At 71.8% G+C, this 17819-nt stretch carries 12 protein-coding genes; 11 read left to right on the forward strand and 1 reads right to left on the reverse strand.

From position 1 onward, the window contains the following. Positions 1 to 47 precede the first annotated feature (47 nt). The 4 genes from SCATT_RS00525 (at position 48) to SCATT_RS00540 (ending at position 5785) form a co-directional block, all read left to right on the forward strand. Entirely contained in the window at positions 48 to 833 is a 786-nt protein-coding gene (locus SCATT_RS00525) for a DUF72 domain-containing protein (protein WP_014140889.1), read from the forward strand. A 116-nt stretch (positions 834 to 949) separates the two neighbouring features. Further along, positions 950 to 1915: a D-alanyl-D-alanine carboxypeptidase family protein gene (locus SCATT_RS00530; protein WP_014140890.1), complete on the forward strand. Its 966-nt coding sequence runs from the start codon at positions 950 to 952 to the stop codon at positions 1913 to 1915. A gap of 514 nt (positions 1916 to 2429) precedes the next feature. Beyond that, positions 2430 to 2825, forward strand: a complete 396-nt coding sequence (locus SCATT_RS00535; protein WP_014140891.1) for an aggregation-promoting factor C-terminal-like domain-containing protein — start codon at positions 2430 to 2432, stop codon at positions 2823 to 2825. A 194-nt stretch (positions 2826 to 3019) separates the two neighbouring features. Then, positions 3020 to 5785, forward strand: a complete 2766-nt coding sequence (locus SCATT_RS00540) for a SpoIIE family protein phosphatase/ATP-binding protein (protein ID WP_014140892.1) — start codon at positions 3020 to 3022, stop codon at positions 5783 to 5785. 69 nt (positions 5786 to 5854) lie between these two features. Here SCATT_RS00540 and SCATT_RS00545 read toward each other — a convergent pair whose 3' ends face one another. Continuing rightward, on the reverse strand, positions 5855 to 6388 hold the full coding sequence (locus SCATT_RS00545; RefSeq protein ID WP_239013326.1) for a DUF1360 domain-containing protein: 534 nt from the start codon (positions 6386 to 6388) through the stop codon (positions 5855 to 5857). Between the two features lie 219 nt (positions 6389 to 6607). Between SCATT_RS00545 and lpdA the strand changes: the two genes are divergently transcribed. The 7 genes from lpdA to SCATT_RS00580 all read left to right on the forward strand — a co-directional run bounded on the left by lpdA (position 6608) and on the right by SCATT_RS00580 (position 17362). After that, entirely contained in the window at positions 6608 to 8008 is a 1401-nt protein-coding gene (gene lpdA / locus SCATT_RS00550; RefSeq protein ID WP_014140894.1) for a dihydrolipoyl dehydrogenase, read from the forward strand. Positions 8009 to 9124: 1116 nt separating this feature from the next. Beyond that, positions 9125 to 9424, forward strand: a complete 300-nt coding sequence (locus tag SCATT_RS00555; RefSeq protein WP_157894795.1) for a hypothetical protein — start codon at positions 9125 to 9127, stop codon at positions 9422 to 9424. Then, on the forward strand, positions 9421 to 10602 hold the full coding sequence (locus SCATT_RS00560) for an LLM class flavin-dependent oxidoreductase (protein WP_014140896.1): 1182 nt from the start codon (positions 9421 to 9423) through the stop codon (positions 10600 to 10602). The genes SCATT_RS00555 and SCATT_RS00560 overlap by 4 nt, the downstream gene beginning before the upstream one ends. A gap of 242 nt (positions 10603 to 10844) precedes the next feature. Then, a complete protein-coding gene (locus SCATT_RS00565) occupies positions 10845 to 11678 on the forward strand; it encodes an SDR family oxidoreductase (RefSeq protein ID WP_014140897.1) in 834 nt (277 codons plus the stop codon). A 560-nt stretch (positions 11679 to 12238) separates the two neighbouring features. Continuing rightward, the gene (ccrA, locus tag SCATT_RS00570) at positions 12239 to 13579 is read left to right on the forward strand and encodes a crotonyl-CoA carboxylase/reductase (RefSeq protein ID WP_197541058.1); all 1341 of its coding nucleotides are present in this window, start codon (positions 12239 to 12241) and stop codon (positions 13577 to 13579) included. A 441-nt stretch (positions 13580 to 14020) separates the two neighbouring features. Further along, positions 14021 to 14350 (forward strand): integrase core domain-containing protein, encoded by a 330-nt coding sequence (locus tag SCATT_RS35620; RefSeq protein WP_014140901.1) that lies wholly within the window; start codon positions 14021 to 14023, stop codon positions 14348 to 14350. Positions 14351 to 14584: 234 nt separating this feature from the next. Continuing rightward, positions 14585 to 17362, forward strand: a complete 2778-nt coding sequence (locus SCATT_RS00580; protein WP_014140903.1) for a helix-turn-helix transcriptional regulator — start codon at positions 14585 to 14587, stop codon at positions 17360 to 17362. Positions 17363 to 17819 lie beyond the last annotated feature (457 nt).

Consider the following 17819-nt stretch of genomic DNA (forward strand, 5'->3'; position numbering starts at 1 on the left):
CGGTCCGCCGGCCGGTGCCCGCTCCCCCGCGCGGGCAGGGATCGGGCATGCCCCTGCTCGTCGGAACCTCGGGGTGGCAGTACAAGGACTGGCGTGGCGTGCTCTACCCGCCCGACGTGCCGCAGCGCGCGTGGCTGGCGGAGTACGCCCGGCGGTTCGCCACCGTGGAGAACAACAACGCCTTCTACCGCCTGCCCTCCCCCGAGACCTTCGCGGCCTGGCGGGAGACGACCCCGGAGGGGTTCGTGATGGCGGTCAAGGCGAGCCGTTTCCTGACCCATATGAAGCGGCTGCGGGATCCGGCGGAACCGGTGGAGCGGCTGCTGCGGCACGCCGCCCCGCTGGGGTCGCGGCTGGGCCCGGTGCTGTTGCAGCTGCCGCCCACGCTGCGGGGTGACGCCGGTCTCCTCGACGCCTGCCTGGAGCGCTTCCCGGCCGGGGTCCGGGTGGCGGTGGAGCCGCGTCACGAGTCGTGGTGGACGCACCCGGTGCGCGCGGTGCTGGAGCGCCAGGGGGCCGCGCTGTGCTGGGCCGACCGGCTGGCGCGTCCGGTAACCCCGCTGTGGCCGACGGCCGGATGGGGATACGTGCGCTTCCACGTGGGCATCGCCTCGCCGTGGCCGCGGTACGGGCGGCGGTCGCTGGTGTCGTGGGTGGAGCGGATCGCGCGGGAGTGGCCGGACGACGCCGACGTCTTCGTGTACTTCAACAACGACCCCGGGGCGGCGGCGGTGCTGGACGCGGTGGCGTTCGCCCGGCTGGCCGCGGCGGCGGGGCGGACGGTGGGGCGGACACCGGCGATTTCGGGCCGTTCCGGGCCGCCGGGCCGCTGACCGGTGCGCTACCCGTGGTGGCGCGGGCCGTGCCGCGCCATGGTGGTACCCGGCCCGCGCGCTCCACCGCGCCGGGCCCGTTCCGGTCCCCGCTTCGCGTCACCCACGGAGGTCGCATGTCCCCCGGAACCGCTCCGCCGCACCGCGCCGGCCCGCCGCGCCGCGTCCATGCCGCCCGCCGGGCCGCCGCGCTGGCCGTGGTCTCGGCCGCCACCGCCGCCCTGGTCACCGTTCCGGCGGCCGGTGCCCACGCCGCCTCCCCCGCCCCGCCGCGTACCTCCGCCCGGGGCGGGGTCCTGGTGGACACCGGCACCGGACGCCAGTTGTGGGACAAGGGGGCCGACACCGCCCGCCCGATGGCCAGCACCACCAAGGTGATGACCGCCCTGGTCGTCCTGGACCGCCGTGATCCGCAGCTCGGCCGGCTCGTCACGGTCAAGCGGGTCTACCGCGACTACGTGGCCCGGATGGGCGCCAGCACCGCCGATCTGCGCACCGGCGACAAGCTGACGGTTCGTCAACTCCTGTACGGCACGATGCTGCCCTCCGGATGCGACGCCGCCTACGCGCTCGCCGACGCCTTCGGCAGCGGACGCACCATCGCCGCCCGGGTCGCCTCGTTCATCGCCCGGATGAACGCCGAGGCGGCCCGACTCGGGCTGCGCCGTACCCACTTCGACTCCTTCGACGGCATATCGCAGCACGGCACCAACCACGCCTCCCCGCGCGACCTGGTCCGGCTGACCCGGTACGCGATGGGCAACAGCCTGTTCCGCACGCTGGTACGCACCCCGCGCACCGTCCAGCGGGCCACCGACGGGCGCGTCTACACCTGGTACAACACCAACCGCCTGGTGGGCTCCTATCCGGGCGCGATCGGCGTGAAGACCGGTTCGGGCACCGCGGCCGGGCTGTGCCTGGTCTTCGCCGCCACCCGGGGAGGCCGCACGGTGGTGGGCGTACTGCTCGGCGACAACAACCGCTTCCCGGACGCGGAACACCTACTGGACTGGGCGTTCGGGGCGCGGCACACCTCCCGGCAGGCGTTGCCCGCGCTGCCCGCCGGCCTCCGGGCGGACTGATGTGACCCGGGCCACCCGCCCCCGGGACCGGGGCGCCGTCCTGGCGGCGCCCCAACTCCCGCCGCCCGCACGGCATGTGGCCCGGGCCACACCAACGGGGTGAAAAGCAGTGGCCCGGGCCACATCCGGCCCCGGCCGCGAGTGAACGTGCTCACAGGCCCCACCGGGCCTACGACCCGGCATAGTGGCGCCGTGCGGTACATCCGGCCACTTCCGGATGTACGGGTCTGACCTGGGCTTTCCTCCCCGTGGACCCGTTCGTCGAGGGGTGGTGCGCGGCGCCTGGAGGGCGTGTGATACGGCGGCCGGTAGTAACGGGCCCTCTTGGCTCCCGTTCCGAACCGGGTTACCAAGGATGTGTCACCACGACACGCGGCAATCCAGTCGCGATCCCGTCCCCCCGACGAGCGCCTCAACTCCCGTGTGCCGTCGGCCCCCGCCACCGCGTCGGGTCCCTCCCCGGACCACCGCATCTCGGCGGGAGACCCCCAACCACGTGAGGTCTTCTCTCTCCATGCGCAAGTTCACCAGCCGTCTGCGTACCACCGCCGCCCTGCTCGCCACCACCGCCGGTCTGGCCGGCGCGGGCGCGGCCCTCGTCCCGGCCACCGCCTCGGCGGCCCCGGCCTCCCCGCAGGCCATCGCTGCGCAGATCGTCCCGGCGAACCAGCTCGCGTCCTTCAACCAGATCATCTCCCACGAGAGCGGCTGGAACATCTCCGCCACCAACGCCTCCTCCGGCGCCTACGGCCTGCCGCAGGCCCTGCCGGGCTCCAAGATGGCCTCGGCCGGTTCCGACTGGCGGACCAACCCGACCACCCAGATCAAGTGGGCGCTGGACTACATGAACTCCCGCTACGGCAGCCCGAACGCCGCCTGGGCCTACTGGCAGACCCACCACAACTACTGATCGGCCCGTCCGATCCGATGACGCGCCCGATCGGGCGAGCGGTCAGCCGTCCGGCCCCGCCGCCATGATCCGCGTCACAGCCTCCGAGGGGGCCCGGTTCTCCGGGCCCCCTCCGGCGTTCCCGGCCGCCCCGGCGCGACGCCCGCGCCACGCACCGTTCGCCTCCCCGCGGCGAGCGGTGTAGGTATAGGCGTATGGCCCGCCCACAGGGCCGATCCTGGGCCCTGTCGGCCCCGCGAGTCACCGGTCGGCGCCGGGGTCGGCGTGAGCAACCGCGTGTCTCGGCCGCGGAGCGCAAGGAACGCGAGGAGCGCCGGCCCCCCGGGCGGCGCCCCCGGTCCCCGCTGAGCCCGCGCTCGCTGGCCGGCCAGGTCTTCGTCCTCCAGGTCTTCGTGGTGCTGCTGCTCGTGGTGGCCGGCGCGGTCGCCCTGGTCCTGCAGGCCGGCCGGGACAGCACCGAGAACGCCCGGAACCGTTCGCTGGCCGTGGCCGAGTCCTTCGCGTACGCCCCCGGCACCGCCGCCGCGCTGGCCTCCCCGCACCCCACCGCCGTCCTCCAGCCCCGCGCCGAGCAGGTGCGCCGGGACGCCGGGGTCGACTTCCTGGTCGTGATGAACCCGCGAGGGATCCGCTACACCCATCCGAACCCGGCCGAGATCGGCAGGCGCTTCGTCGGCGACCTGGGCCCGGCCCGCTCCGGGCAGCCGACCACCGAGACCGTCCAGGGCACCCTCGGCCGCCTGGTGCAGGCGATCGTCCCGGTGCCCGGCGCACACGGCCGGGTGGTCGGGCTGGTCGCGGCCGGGATCCGCACCAGCCAGGTCAGCGGCGCCGTCAACCGTCAGTTGCCGATACTGCTGGGCGCCGCCGCGGTGGGGCTCGCCCTCGCCACCGGCGGCACCGCCCTGGTCACCCGCCGGCTGCGGCGCCAGACGCGCGGGCTCGACCCGGCCGAGATGACCCGGATGTACGAACACCACGACGCCGTACTGCACGCAGTGCGCGAGGGCGTCCTCATCGTGGGCGGCGAGGGGCGGCTGGTCCTCGCCAACGACGAGGCGCGCCGGCTGCTGGCGCTGCCGCCGGACGCCGAGGGGCGCCCGGTGACCGCCCTCGGGCTCACCGGGCGGGCCGCGGAGGTGCTGACCGGCGGCGAGGCCAGCACCGACCAGGTGGTGCCGGCCGGGGAACGGCTGCTGGCGGTGAGCGTCCGCCCCACCGACCGGGCCGGCGGCCCGCCCGGCTACGTGGCCACCCTGCGCGACACCACCGAACTGCGCGCCCTGTCCGGCCGCGCCGAGCAGGCCCGTACCCGGCTGCGCCTGCTGTACGAGGCGAGCATGCGGATCGGCACCACCCTGGAGGTGTCCACCACCGCCGACGAGCTGGTCGCCGCCGCCGTACCGCGGTTCGCCGACTACGTCACGGTGGATCTGCTGGCGTCGGTGCTGGAGGGCGAGGAGCCGCGGGCCGGCGAGGAGGAGCAGATGTGCCGGGCGGCGGTCGGCGGCATCCGTCCCGACCACCCGCTGTATCCGCGCGGCTCCCTGGTGCGGTTCAGCGCGGCCACCCCGATGGGCGCCGGATTCGGCAGCGCCCGGGCCGTCCTCGAACCCGACCTGCGGGCCAAGCCGGACTGGTTCGCCCAGGACCGCGAACACGGCCGGCAGATCGCCGCCTTCGGCATCCACTCGCTGATCACCGCCCCGATCCAGGCCCGCGGGGTGGTGCTGGGGCTGGCCAACTTCTACCGCTCCGAGGTGCCGGCGCCGTTCGAGGAGGACGACCTCTCGCTCGCCGTGGAACTGACCGACCGGGCCGCGGTCTGCATCGACAACGCCCGGCGCTACACCCGCGAACACACCATGGCGGTCACCCTCCAGCACAGCCTGCTCCCGCGCGGCCTGCCCGACCAGCACGCCCTGGACGTCGCCTACCGCTACCTGCCGGCCCGCGCCGGGGTCGGCGGCGACTGGTTCGACGTGATCGCGCTGCCCGGCGCCCGGGTGGCCCTGGTGGTCGGGGACGTGGTCGGCCACGGGCTGCACGCGGCGGCCACCATGGGGCGGCTGCGTACCGCGGTGCGCAACTTCTCCTCGCTCGACCTGCCGCCCGACGAACTCCTGGGCCACCTGGACGAACTGGTCAGCCAGATCGACCAGGAGGAGGCGGGCGACGACGGCGCTCCCCCGGTCACCGGCGCCACCTGCCTGTACGCCGTCTACGACCCGGCCGAGCGCCGCTGCACCATGGCCCGGGCCGGCCACGTCGAACCCGCGGTGACGCGTCCGGACGGCACGGTGGGCTTCCTGACCCTGCCCGCCGGCCCCCCGCTGGGGCTGTCCGGGATGCCGTTCGAGGCGGCCGAGGTGGAACTGCCCGAAGGCAGCCACCTGGTGCTCTACACCGACGGCCTCGTCGAGGACCGCACCCGGGACATCGAGGAGGGCCTCGACATGCTGCGCGCCGCCCTCACCGCGGCGCGGGGCTCGCCCGAGGAGATCTGCCGTGCGGTGCTCGACGCGATGCTGCCGCCGCGCCCCAGCGACGACATCGCCCTGCTGGTGGCCCGTACCCGGGCGCTGCGCCCGGACCAGATGGCCCGCTGGGAGGTGCCCTCCGACCCGGCCGCCGTGAGCACGGTACGGGCCGCCGTGACCCGTCAGCTGACCGAGTGGGGCCTGGAGGAGAGCGCGTTCACCGCCGAGCTGGTCCTCAGCGAGCTGATCACCAACGCGATCCGCCACGCCTCCGGCCCGATCGGCGTACGGCTGCTCCGCGACCACGCGCTGATCTGCGAGGTCTCCGACACCAGCAGCACCTCCCCGCACCTGCGGTACGCGGCCACCACCGACGAGGGCGGGCGCGGGCTCTTCCTGGTCGCCCAGTTCGCCGACCGCTGGGGCACCCGGTACACCGCCACCGGCAAGGTCATCTGGGCGGAGCTGGCGTTGTCGTGAGCGCTGTTGTGAGCGCTGCCGTGAGCGGGGCGGCGGGCGGCCCGGTTGCCGTCATTCGGCCGCCTGCCGTCACTCGGCCGCCTGCTGGAGCCTGGCGTACGCCAGTTGCAGCGCGTCGGCCGCCGCGACGGCGGTCATCCCGCCGGTGATCCACCGGGTCGTACGGGGCAGCACCACGAGCCCGGCCAGCCCCGCCGTGGCCACCCACTGGGTCAGGCAGAACGGGCAGGTCACCAGCTCACCCACGGCGTGCCGCACCGGCCCCGGGCGGGGCGCCTCCATCACCTCACCGGGGCCCGCGGTGCCCTGGTAGGTGGTGAACGGGGCGCGCAGCGGGGTCATCACGGAGTCCTTGGCCAGCATCCGGCTGATCCGGAAGGTGGCCACCGCGAGCAGCGCGAGGTCACCGGCGGCCGGACGGGACGCGGGCCGGCCACGCCACCGCAGCACGGCCGCGGTCGCGGCGGCGGTCAGCGTGGCGTAGCCGGCGAGCAGCGCGGTGTACCCGGTCAACGGGCGCTCGTCGCCCGCCTCGTCCTGCCCCTCCTCGTAGCCCGCGCGGATCCGCGTCCACCATCCGCCCACTCGCCGCCCTGCTCGCACGCGCCCTCCAACGGTCTCGCCACGTTCCGTTCCGCCCGCCGGGCCGGGGCGCCGGCGGGCCGGGGCGGACGGGTACCCGGCGGGCGCGGCGCCATGCCGGAGCGCCGGAGCGGGGCAGGGCGGGGCCGGGCCGCCGGGCGGGGAGGTGTGCTCGCGATCACCCAGTAAATATGATCGATCAGGCTGCGGGAGTGGGCGGTCCGCCCTAGGCTGCCGTCCATGAGCGCACACTATGACGTCGTCGTCCTCGGGGCGGGCCCGGGCGGGTATGTCGCCGCGATCCGCGCCAGCCAGCTCGGCCTGACCACCGCCATCGTCGAGGAGCGGTACTGGGGCGGGGTCTGCCTCAACGTGGGGTGCATCCCCTCCAAGGCGCTGCTGCGCAACGCCGAACTCGCCCAGATCTTCAACCAGGAGGCCAAGACCTTCGGCATCCAGGTCGACGGCGCGGTCACCTTCGACTACGGCCAGGCGTTCATCCGCAGCCGCAAGGTGGCCGACGGCCGCGTCAAGGGTGTGCACTACCTGATGAAGAAGAACAACATCACCCAGTACCACGGGCGCGGCACCTTCATCGACGACCACACCATCCAGGTCCCGCTGGCCGACGGCAACACCGAGCTGATCTCCTTCGACCACTGCGTCATCGCCGTCGGCGCCACCACCAAGCTGCTGCCCGGCACCTCGCTCAGCGAACGCGTGGTCACCTACGAGGAGCAGATCCTCAGCGACACGCTGCCGCGCAGCATCATCATCGCCGGGGCCGGCGCCATCGGCGTCGAGTTCGCCTACGTCCTGCGCAACTACGGGGTCGAGGTGACCCTGGTGGAGTTCCTGGACCGGATCGTCCCGCTGGAGGACGCGGAGGTCTCCGCCGAACTCACCCGGCGCTACCGCAAGTTGGGCATCAACATCCTCACCTCCACCCGGGTCGAGGCGATCAACGACCGCGGCGGTTCGGTCCAGGTGGTGGTCTCCACCGGCGGCCAGCAGCAGGTCCTGGAGGCCGACAAGGTCCTCCAGGCGATCGGCTTCCAGCCCCGGATCACCGGCTACGGGCTGGAACGCACCGGTGTCGCCCTCACCGAACGCGGCGCCATCGACGTGGACGCCCGCTGCCGCACCAACGTGCCGCACATCTTCGCCATCGGTGACGTCACCGCCAAGCTCATGCTCGCCCACGCCGCCGAGGCGATGGGCGTCGTCGCCGCCGAGACCATCGGCGAGGCGGAGACCATGGAGCTGGACTACGTGATGATCCCGCGCGCCACCTACTGCCAGCCGCAGATCGCCAGCTTCGGCTGGACCGAGGCCCAGGCCCGCGAACAGGGCTTCGACGTCCAGGTCGCCAAGTTCCCCTTCTCCGCCAACGCCAAGGCCCACGGCCTCGGCGACAGCGGCGGCTTCGTCAAGATCCTCAGCGACGCCCGCCACGGCGAACTCCTCGGCGCCCACCTCATCGGCCCCGAAGTCACCGAACTCCTCCCCGAACTCACCCTCGCCCAGAAATGGGACCTCACCGTCCACGAAGTAGCCCGCAACATCCATGGCCACCCCACCCTCGGCGAAGCCGTCCAAGAAGCCATCCACGGCCTCGCCGGCCACATGATCAACATGTGACCACCCGGCGCCTCCGCGCCCCGTCTGCCCTGTGGTGATGTGGGCCGGGGGGGGCGTGGAGGCGCCGCGGAAGTGGTCAGGGGGTTCGGCCGTAGTACGCGAGACGACGCCGATGGCGGCGCAGCCTCGTGCGCGGGAAGTGTGTGGCATGGCTGAGCCGTTGGGCGAGGGAGACGATCGACTCGTCGGCCTCCGTTGCTCGGAGGCGTGGAAGTGCCGCAGGGTGTGGAAGCCGTGCTCCCTGGAGGCGGTGTAGCGGCGTGCTCCCCCGCGTTCGGGGTCTTTCAGTACGGCGATGACGCCGGCCTTGACCAGGGCGGGTTTCCACGTCGAGTCGTTGAAGTGGTTCCGCTTGATGGCCTCGCCCTGCTGTGTGGTCACCAGCAGGCGGTGGGTCCGCGGCTGGCGGTGCCTGGCTTCCGCCCGCGTCTGCGGCGGGCGCGGGTCGTCCCACGGCAGGGTCACCGGAACCGGGGCGAACAGTTCTGCGTGCTGCCGGATGGCCAGCGCCACGCTGGGAGGCAGGGGGACGTCGCGGACCTTCTTCCCCTTGGGCAGGGCGAAGCACGGCTTGGCGGCGACCAGTCGGACCTGCCGCCGGATGTGGACGACCCCTTCGGCGAAGTCGATGTCGTCCAGCTCGTTATCGGCAGGAAGGTTCGAGGACCAGTGGTCGGTGGGGGCTGCCGTCCGGGCAGGCCACTCGACCAGCAGCCACAGGACGGGCAGGACGCCGTCCCGCCAGCCCTGTTCGGCCGAGGCCCGGGCCCTGGGGCGGGCGGTTGACGCAGTGGCCGGCCGTGCGGACCCGCAGGGCCGCGAAGTGCGAACGCATCGGGTCGCGGGAGCCCTGTCGCCGGGTGACCTCGGTGAAGGTGCAGCGTCCCGGATCGGCGGCGTGAGCGGTCCCGGTCGGCGGGGCCTGAAGCGGCCGGCAGCCGTTGGCGCCCTTGCGGGCGGGCGCCTTGGAGACCGCGGACATGGGGAGGGTGTGCCCCAGAGACCCCAGAGGTGTCTTGTGAAAACTAGGGGATGGCTCACCGGGAAAACTAGGGGAGGGATCGCCGAGTCGCAGAGCCTACCGTGGGGCGCACGCAGCTTTCCGGAGGTTGATTCATGGCTCATGCCGACCGAGCGCCAGTCTTGACCCGTTTTCCGCCCACGCCATCACTGTTCCATCCCCCGCCGGAGCTGAACGGGCTGCAACGGGACCGGCCGGTCACCCGGTTCCGGCTCGCTGACGGCACGACCGGTTGGCCGGCCACGCGCTACGAGGACGTGTGCCAGGTGCCGACCGACCCGCCCGAGCACACCCGTCCGCGTCGGCTCGTCGCCGGCGCGTTCACCGCCCGTCGTGCGGACGCGATGCGACCGCGAGTGACCGATGTGGACGCCGACCTGGTGGAGAACTCGTGACTAGTCTGCGCTTCGGTGCGTTCCTGCCCCCGATCCACCCGCTGGGGGAGAGCCCGACGTGGTGGCTGCGCCACGACCTGGACTTCATGGCGCACCTCGATCGGCTGGGGTTCGACGAGGCGTGGATCGGCGAGCACCACTCGACCGGTCGGGACCTCATCGCCTCGCCCGAGATCTTCATCGCGGCGGCGGCGGAGCGCACCACCCGGATCCGCCTCGGGACCGGCATGACCTCGCTCCCGTACCACCATCCGCTGTGGGTGGCCGACCGGATGGTGATGCTCGACCACCTCACGCGGGGCCGGGTGATGCTCGGGGTCGGTCCCGGCTCCCTACCCTCCGACGTCGCCATGATCGGCATGACCCCCACTGAGAGCCGCGAGCTCCTCGAGACCCATCTCGACGTCATCCAGCGGCTGCTCGCCGGTGAGTCGGTCACCACGACGGTCGGGAGCCACACACTGGTCGACGCGACGCTGCAGCTGCGCCCGTTCACCGAGCCGTGCTTCGAGATCGCGGTGGCCGCGACGGCGTCGCCGACCGGCGCGCGCCTGGCCGGCAGCCGCGGTGCGAGCCTGATCTCGCTCGGGGCGACCATGAGCCAGGACGGATTCGACGCGCTGGCGTACCACTGGGGGATCGCCACCGAGCGCGCCGCCCACGCGGGACGGCCGGCGCCCGACCGCGCGACCTGGCGGCTGGTCACCAACGTGCACGTCGCCGAGACCCGGGAGCAGGCCTACCGCGACGTCGAGTTCGGGCTGCAGGACTGGTTGAGGCACCTGAATGACAACGCGGCCACGCCTGGGCTCGCGCTGCCCGACGGCAGCACGCGGGAGCTGATCGAGTTCGTCAACGAATCGGGCCTGGGCGCGATCGGCACGGCCGACGACGTCCGCCGCCAGATCCAGCGCATGGTCGACCAGTCCGGCGGGTTCGGCACGGTGCTGCTGCTGGCGCACGACTGGGCCGACCCGACGGCGAAGTGGCGCTCGTGGGAACTCGTCGCCCGTCAGGTCGCCCCACACTTCCAGGGATCGGGGACGACCCACGCCCAGGCGTCCCACGACGCCCGGGCCCGGATTCTCGCGCGGCGCGAGGAGGCGCGCATCGCAGCCGGCGCGGCGCTCGAGCACATGAACCGCAAGTACGCCGACGAGGTGGCCGGGGGGGCCTGACCGTGCCGTCGTGACACGCCTGTCCGTGGAAGACGAACGCCGCCAGGGGATCTCGTGGTCCGGGGCTGTGGCACCGGCGCGTCGCCACCCGGTCCCGCGGGCCGCGGCGTCGCCCGGCGACGTCGGACGGACAGTCAGCGCCCACCGCGAGCGACACCGCCGGATCAAGAAGGAACTTCGCCGGGCCGTTGACCGCGGCCCGGCAGCGAGCACCGATGCCTGCAGAAGGAGACGTTTCCGTAATGGCGACATGGTTGATCACCGGAGCCGCCCGAGGGCTGGGCGCTGAGATGGCCCGGCACGCCCTGAAGGCGGGACACGACGTCGCCGTCGGCGCCCGGCGTGTCGACGCGTTGCCCGACGACCTGCGCGGCGCCGAGCGATGCCATCCGGTCACCCTCGACGTCACCGACCAGGCCCAGATCGACCGTGCCGTCGCGCAGGTCGTCGATCGGTTCTCCACGATCGACGTGCTGGTCAACAACGCGGGCCGCGTGCTGGTGGGTGCGCTGGAGGAGGTCACCGACGCCGAGGCCAGGTCGCTGTTCGACGTCAACGTCTTCGGTTTGATCAACGTGACGCGAGCGGTCCTGCCGACGATGCGTGCCGCTGGAAAGGGCAAGATCGTGCACATCGGCTCCCGGGCGGGGTTCGAGGGCGAGCCCGGGGTGAGCCTGTACAGCGCCTCGAAGTTCGCGGTCGCCGGTATCAGCGAAGCCCTCGCCCGCGAACTGGGACCGTTGGGGATCCAGAGCATGGTCGTCGAGCCCGGGGCGTTCCGCACCGACCTCTTCGACGCCAGCTCCATGTCGGTCTCCGGGGCCCGGCTGGCGGCCTACGACGGCACCCCCGCCCACCTCGTGCGCGACGGGGTCGACGCGGCCAACCACGCCCAGCCCGGGGACCCGGTCAAGGGCGCGGCGCTGATCGTCGAGGTGACCGACGGCGAGACGCTGCCCTCGCACCTGCTGGTGGGCAGTGACGCTTACGAGCGTCTTGAGGCCAAGAACGCGATGGTCGCGGAGCACATCGCCCCGTGGCGCAGCAAGGCGCTGGCCACCGCGCACCGCGACTGAGCCTGACCGTTTCGCAGCGCGCCGCAGCGCCGGGCTCTGCTCGGCCCCACGGCGCGAACGTCCCCCGGCCGTGCCGCCCGGGCCGGCTGGGTGGGCGTGGTCGACGCCCGCGCGGACGCCGAACTCGACGGGCTTCCCGTTGCACTGCGTGGGAAAGTCGCCGCCGCGCAGGCAGCGTGGGTCGTTCCTCACCGGGCGCGGCACACGGTCGTCCCGGAACACCACTGGCCGCACGAAACCGATCCCGCCGCGCTGCGCGGCGCTCGGGGTCGCCGATTCGGAGGCCGTTTTCGGACCCGCCGTCGTCGGCTGGACCGAAGAGCCGGCGCTCGACCGGTTCGTCGACACGGTTTGGTGGGCCGAAGCACTGCGCGAGTGGCTCGGCAGGCCCGGTGACAACCCCTGGACTCCGCGGCCGGACGGCCGCCGGCGAACGGGAACGGCTGGTGGCGCCCGGGTGAACGTGCCGCCGGCGAGGACGACGAGGCCGACGCGGGCCTCCTGTCGTAAACCGGACCAGCGAAGGAAGGAAAGCCGTGCCGAACGCAAAGCTCAAGGAGATCCAGCAGGCCGTCGTGACCGGGGACCCGGGCGCGCTGGCCGGGCTGCGGGTGCCGGAGAGCTACCGCGGCGTGACCGTGCACGCCGAGGAGACCGAGATGTTCGAGGGCATCGCCGGCGCGGACAAGGACCCGCGCAAGTCGCTGCACGTGGAGGAGGTCCCGACACCGGAGCTCGGGCCCGGTGAGGCGCTGATCGCGGTGATGGCGAGCGCGATCAACTACAACACGGTCTGGACCTCGATCTTCGAGCCCTTGCCGACCTTCAAGTTCCTCCGGCGCTACGGGAAACTGTCCCCGCTGGCGAAGCGGCACGACCTGCCGTACCACGTGGTCGGCTCGGACGCCTCGGGTGTCGTGCTGCGGACCGGGCCCGGGGTGCACCGCTGGAAGCCCGGCGACGAGGTCGTGGCGCACTGCCTCAGCGTCGAGCTGGAAGGCCCCGAGGGCCACGACGACACGATGCTCGATCCCGAGCAGCGGATCTGGGGTTTCGAGACCAACTTCGGTGGCCTCGCCGAGATCTCCCTGGTGAAGGCGAACCAGCTGATGCCCAAACCCGCGCACCTGACGTGGGAGGAGGCGGCAAGTCCCGGGCTGGTCAACTCGACCGCGTACCGGCAGCTGGTGTCGCGCAACGGTGCGAACATGAAGCAGGGCGACGTGGTCCTGATCTGGGGTGCCTCCGGCGGGCTCGGCTCGTACGCCACGCAATACGTGCTCAACGGCGGCGGCATCCCGGTGTGCGTCGTGTCCAGCCCGGAGAAGGCGGAGATCTGCCACCGCCTCGGTGCGGAGCTGGTCATCGACCGCAGCGCCGAGGGGTACCGGTTCTGGCGGGACGAGCACACCCAGGATCCGAAGGAATGGCAGCGGTTCGGCGCCCGCATCAGGGAACTGACCGGCGGCGACGACGCGGACATCGTGTTCGAGCACCCGGGCCGGGAGACGTTCGGCGCTTCGGTCTACGCGGCCCGCAAGGGCGGCACGATCGTGACCTGCGCGTCCACCTCGGGGTACACGCACCAGTTCGACAACCGGTACCTGTGGATGAACCTCAAGCGGATCGTCGGATCGCACTTCGCGAACTACCGGGAGTCGTGGGAAGCCAACCGGCTGATCGACAAGGGACTCATCCACCCGACGCTGTCGAAGTCCTACGCGCTGGAGGACACCGGCCAGGCCGCACTCGACGTGCACCGCAACGCGCACCACGGCAAGGTCGGCGTGCTGTGCCTCGCGCCCGAAGAGGGCCTCGGCGTGCGGGACGAGGACAAGCGTGCCCGGCACCTCGGCAGCATCAACGCATTCCGCCAGGTGCCCCGGGATACCGGTCGGTGACGCGGCAGGCGTGGCCGTGAGCGACGAGTTCGGGGCCGAGGCCGGTGAACCGCCACGGGTGAGGTGGGGACTCGGTTCCGGGTAAGGCATCCGAGCCATGGCACGGCCCTCGATGTACCCGCCCGAGCTGCGCAAGCGCGCGGTCCGCACGGTCGTCGTTCCCGGCCGCCGCCCGGCGTGAGTTCGGCGTCGCCGGCGCCCTCCGCGGCAAGAAGGTGATCACCACCGTGCCGGATCCGGCCGCCGCCCGGGCCCCGGACCTGCTCGACCGCGAGTCCGTCGCCCCGGCTCCGAACCGCGCCTGGTCGCCGACTTCACACACGTCGCGGCCTGGGCGGGCGTCGTCCATGCCGCGTTCGTCGTGGACACCTTCACACGTCGCGTTGGCGGCTGGTCCGCGTCGCTGTCGAAGGAGACCCGACTCGTCCTGGACTCCCTGACATGGAGCCGCGGCAGCGCGACCGCGACGGCCGTCCGCCGCCCCCCGGCGAGTTGGTGCACCGCTCCGACGCCGGTTCGCGATACACCTCGTTCCGCCTCGCCGAAGACCTCGACGCGGCTGGCATCGCAGCCTCGATCGGCTCGGTCGGCGACGTGTACGACAACGCGCTGACGAAGTCTACGATCGGCATGTTCAAGACCGAGGTCATCAAACCGCAGCGGCCGTGGACGACACTCTCGCACGTCGAACTCGCCACCGCCGAGTGGGCCGACTGGTACAACCACCGTCGGCTCCACGGTGAAATAGGGCAAATTCCGTCTGTAAAATAGGGCAAATTCCGCCTGTAATACGAAACAAACTACTACCGAGCAACCACGAACCCCCAGCTCACAGCCGCCAACTGAGATCGAAACCAGGGCGGTTCATCATTCAGCTCACGGGTTCAACGGCGTGATCGACTGGGATAGACATGGATATGGCCATCGGTTTTCCGATCCTTCTTCCGCGCGGTCTGTCGGTGCGCGCGCGACGTAGGAACCGCTCCATGAGAGAGGGGATCGTGCATGATCGAGCGAGAGTCCGAGCTCGCTGAGCTGGCTGCAGCTTTTGCCGAGTCCGCCGCTGGGGGTGTGCGGGTCGTCGTGCTCAAGGGGGTTGTCGGGACCGGTAAGACAGCGTTGATGGAGGAGTTCGGTGGCCGGGCTCGTGGGGCGGGGGCGCGATTGCTCCGGGCGAGTGGGGCGCCGACCGAGAGCTCGCTTTCCTTGGGCATCGTGCGTCAGTTGCTTGCTGGTGAGGTTTTCGACCGCGACAGGGCGGTGGTCGTGCGTGGTTTGCTCGACCACCAGTTGCTCGCCGATGCGGCGTGCGACGGGGTGAGTCGCTCTCGGGTGTTGGACGGGTTGGCGACGGCGGTCCTGGAGTTGGCCGAGCAGAGCCCGGTGGTGATCGCCATTGACGACACACAGTATCTCGACGCGTTCTCCCAGGATTGGCTGATCTATCTGATCCGCCGTGCCGGGCTCGCCCGCATCTTGATCGTCCTTGGCTGGCGCGACGACGACATCGAGATGTCTCCGAGCAACTCCCGGCTACTGTGCGCCGAGCTCTACCAGCATGCCTACTTGCGACTGCTGCTGCTGGCTCCACTGTCGTCGAGCGGCGTCGCGGAACTCATGACCGAGCGACTCCCCCAGTCCGTTTCGACGGAACTGGCCGCGGAGGCACACCAGCTCACCGGTGGCAATCTGCTGCTGCTGCATGCGTTGCTGGAGGACAGTTGGGCTGCCATCCGCGGCGATGGCCCGCCGACCGAGCTGAACACCGGTCCCGAGTTCGAGCGGGCGGTCCAGCTCGTCCTGCGCCGGTGCGATCCGGTGACGTTGCGGGTCGCGGGTGCGATCTCGGTGATCGGTGAGCCGTCGCGGTTCGCCTTCCTCGACCGGCTGGTCGGCGTCGCGTCGGACCGGGTCGCTGCCGCCACGCAGATCCTGACCCGGACCGGTTTGGTGGAGGCCGGCCGGATGCGGCACCCGATCATGGCCGGCGCCGTGCTCAACGCCTTCTCGGCCACGGAGCGCTCCGAGCTGAGCCGACGCGCCGCGGATCTGCTCAAGGCGTGTGGTGCGGACTCCTTGACGATCGCGGAGCACTTCGTCGCCTCCGGCCGTCTCGACGACCCGTCGGCCGTGCTGAACCTGGTGGAGGGGGCGCAGCAGGCGCTGGAGGAGGGCCACTCGCGGCGGGCCACGGAGTTGCTGCGGCTCGCGTACCAGGTCGACACCGACGGCCGGCGTCGGGTGGAGATTCTCGCCCTGCTGCTGCGGGCGGGGTGGCGGGACGATCTGCGAGCCTCGGTCGGGCATCTGTCCGAGCTGACCGAGGCGATGCTGAGCGGTCGGCTTCGGGGCCGGCACGCGACGATGCCCATCATCATGCTGCTGATCCAGGGGCGGGTGGAGGATGCCTGCTCCGTGCTCTCCCGGCTGGCGGCCGACGTGCCGCCGGGCTCCCGGCCCTCATGGGAGTTCGAGATGGTACGGATGTGGCTGGCCAACATCTATCCGGGCATCTTCCGGCGCGTGGCCGGCGAGAGCAGGACGAACGGCACGCCGATCATGCCTCCGGGCGCTATCGGTTATCGACTGCTCGAACACTTCCAGAGCTCCCACCACCAGGGGGCACCCGCGGAACGCCTGGTCCAAGCCGACGAGGCGCTGTGGCAACAGCCGCTGACCGAGATCAATCTGTTGCCGCTCATTCTCGCGTTGCACACGATGATGTATGCCGAGCGATTGGAGGAAGCCGAGCAGCGGTGCCGGGAACTGACGCAGACCTGCCTCGACCTCCAGGCACCCACCTGGCGTGCGCTGTTCTGCGCGATCGCGGCGGACATCGCCTTGCGCCGAGGCTCGCTCGGCGTCGCGGCCTCCCGGGCGGCCGCCGCGCTCGAACTCGTCCCGGTCGCCGAATGGGGCGTGATGGCCGCTGAACCGTTGAGTACCCTGCTGACGGCGCAAACGCTACAGGGCAAACACGACGAAGCGGCACGCACGCTCGCCCTGCGAGTGCCGGACGTGATGTTCGAGACGCCGTTCGGCCTGTCCTACCTGCTGGCGCGCGGCCGCCACTACGTCGAACGCGGCCTCGCCCAGGTCGCCCTCGACGATTTCCAGGCCGTCGCCGACCTGCTCGACCAGTGGGGGGTGGCCCAAACCGAGACACTGCCGTGGCGCACCGAGATGGCCGCCGCTCACCTGCAACTCGGGGACCACGAGACGGCCGCGCGCTACGCTCGCGAGCAGCTGCGGCGCATCGGGACGGACAGCCATCTGCGGGTGCGCGGACGCACCATGCGGCTGCTGGCGGCCACCCGCGAACTGCACCTGCGGCCACCCCTGCTGTGCGAGGCTGTGGATGTGCTGCACCGAAGCGGGGACAAGTTCGAGTTGGCGACTGCGCTCGCCGCCCTGCGCGATACATACACCCAACTTGGTGATGCCGGCCGGGCGCGGTCAGTGGCACGCAAGACCAACAGCATCAGGCAGGCGTGCTTCGCGGAACAACCCGCTCGGCGGGTCGACGCGCCGGACGTGCTGGAGGAGACGGAAGTCGACATGCTCGCGCTCAGCGACGCGGAGCGGAGGGTCGCCAAGTTCGCGGCAAAAGGCCTGACCAACCGGGAGATCGCGAGCAAGCTCTACCTCACGACCAGCACGGTGGAGCAGCACCTGACCCGGATCTACCGCAAACTGGGGGTCAGCTCACGAGTACAGCTGCTGTCCCGCCTCGGACCCCAGCCAACCCCCTCACACCCGGCTCTTGAAAACGCCTCCGCCTGAAGGGCTGTCCCGTAACACCTGGTCACGGTAGGGCCCTGCCCACTGGGAAGCCGGGACCGACAGACTGCTCGCCACGATGGCGGGGCGGTTCGCCCGGGTGAAGACCCGGCGGCGGCTCCGATGGGTCCATGGGTCCTGCTCGGGCTGCCGGCCGACGTGCCCGGCAAGACCCGCTGGTCGATCGCCGGGCACGCTGATGACCCGGACCCGCATGGCACGCAGCACCTGCTGGCCCGGGCAAGCTGGGACACCACCGACGGGTGTCCACGACGACCTGCGGAACCACGTCACCTTCCACCTCCGCGACGCCGACGCCGTGTTGGTGGTCGACGAGACCGGCGACCTGAGGAAGGGCCGGTGCACGATCGGGGTCGGCGCCAGTACACCGGCGCCGCCGGTCGGATCGAGAACGCCCGAGTCGCGGTGCATTCGACCTCCGCCGGCGCCCGCGGACACG

This window comes from Streptantibioticus cattleyicolor NRRL 8057 = DSM 46488, from assembly GCF_000240165.1.
Lineage (GTDB): Bacteria > Actinomycetota > Actinomycetes > Streptomycetales > Streptomycetaceae > Streptantibioticus > Streptantibioticus cattleyicolor.

Coding starts and splice junctions, on each gene's coding strand:
- SCATT_RS35620 (WP_014140901.1), top strand. CDS start 14,021: ATGGAGCCGCGGCAGCGCGACCGCGACGGCCGTCCGCCGCCCCCCGGC.
- SCATT_RS00540 (WP_014140892.1), top strand. CDS start 3,020: ATGGCCCGCCCACAGGGCCGATCCTGGGCCCTGTCGGCCCCGCGAGTC.
- SCATT_RS00530 (WP_014140890.1), top strand. CDS start 950: ATGTCCCCCGGAACCGCTCCGCCGCACCGCGCCGGCCCGCCGCGCCGC.
- lpdA (WP_014140894.1), top strand. CDS start 6,608: ATGAGCGCACACTATGACGTCGTCGTCCTCGGGGCGGGCCCGGGCGGG.
- SCATT_RS00535 (WP_014140891.1), top strand. CDS start 2,430: ATGCGCAAGTTCACCAGCCGTCTGCGTACCACCGCCGCCCTGCTCGCC.
- SCATT_RS00555 (WP_157894795.1), top strand. CDS start 9,125: ATGGCTCATGCCGACCGAGCGCCAGTCTTGACCCGTTTTCCGCCCACG.
- SCATT_RS00525 (WP_014140889.1), top strand. CDS start 48: ATGCCCCTGCTCGTCGGAACCTCGGGGTGGCAGTACAAGGACTGGCGT.
- SCATT_RS00580 (WP_014140903.1), top strand. CDS start 14,585: ATGATCGAGCGAGAGTCCGAGCTCGCTGAGCTGGCTGCAGCTTTTGCC.
- SCATT_RS00565 (WP_014140897.1), top strand. CDS start 10,845: ATGGCGACATGGTTGATCACCGGAGCCGCCCGAGGGCTGGGCGCTGAG.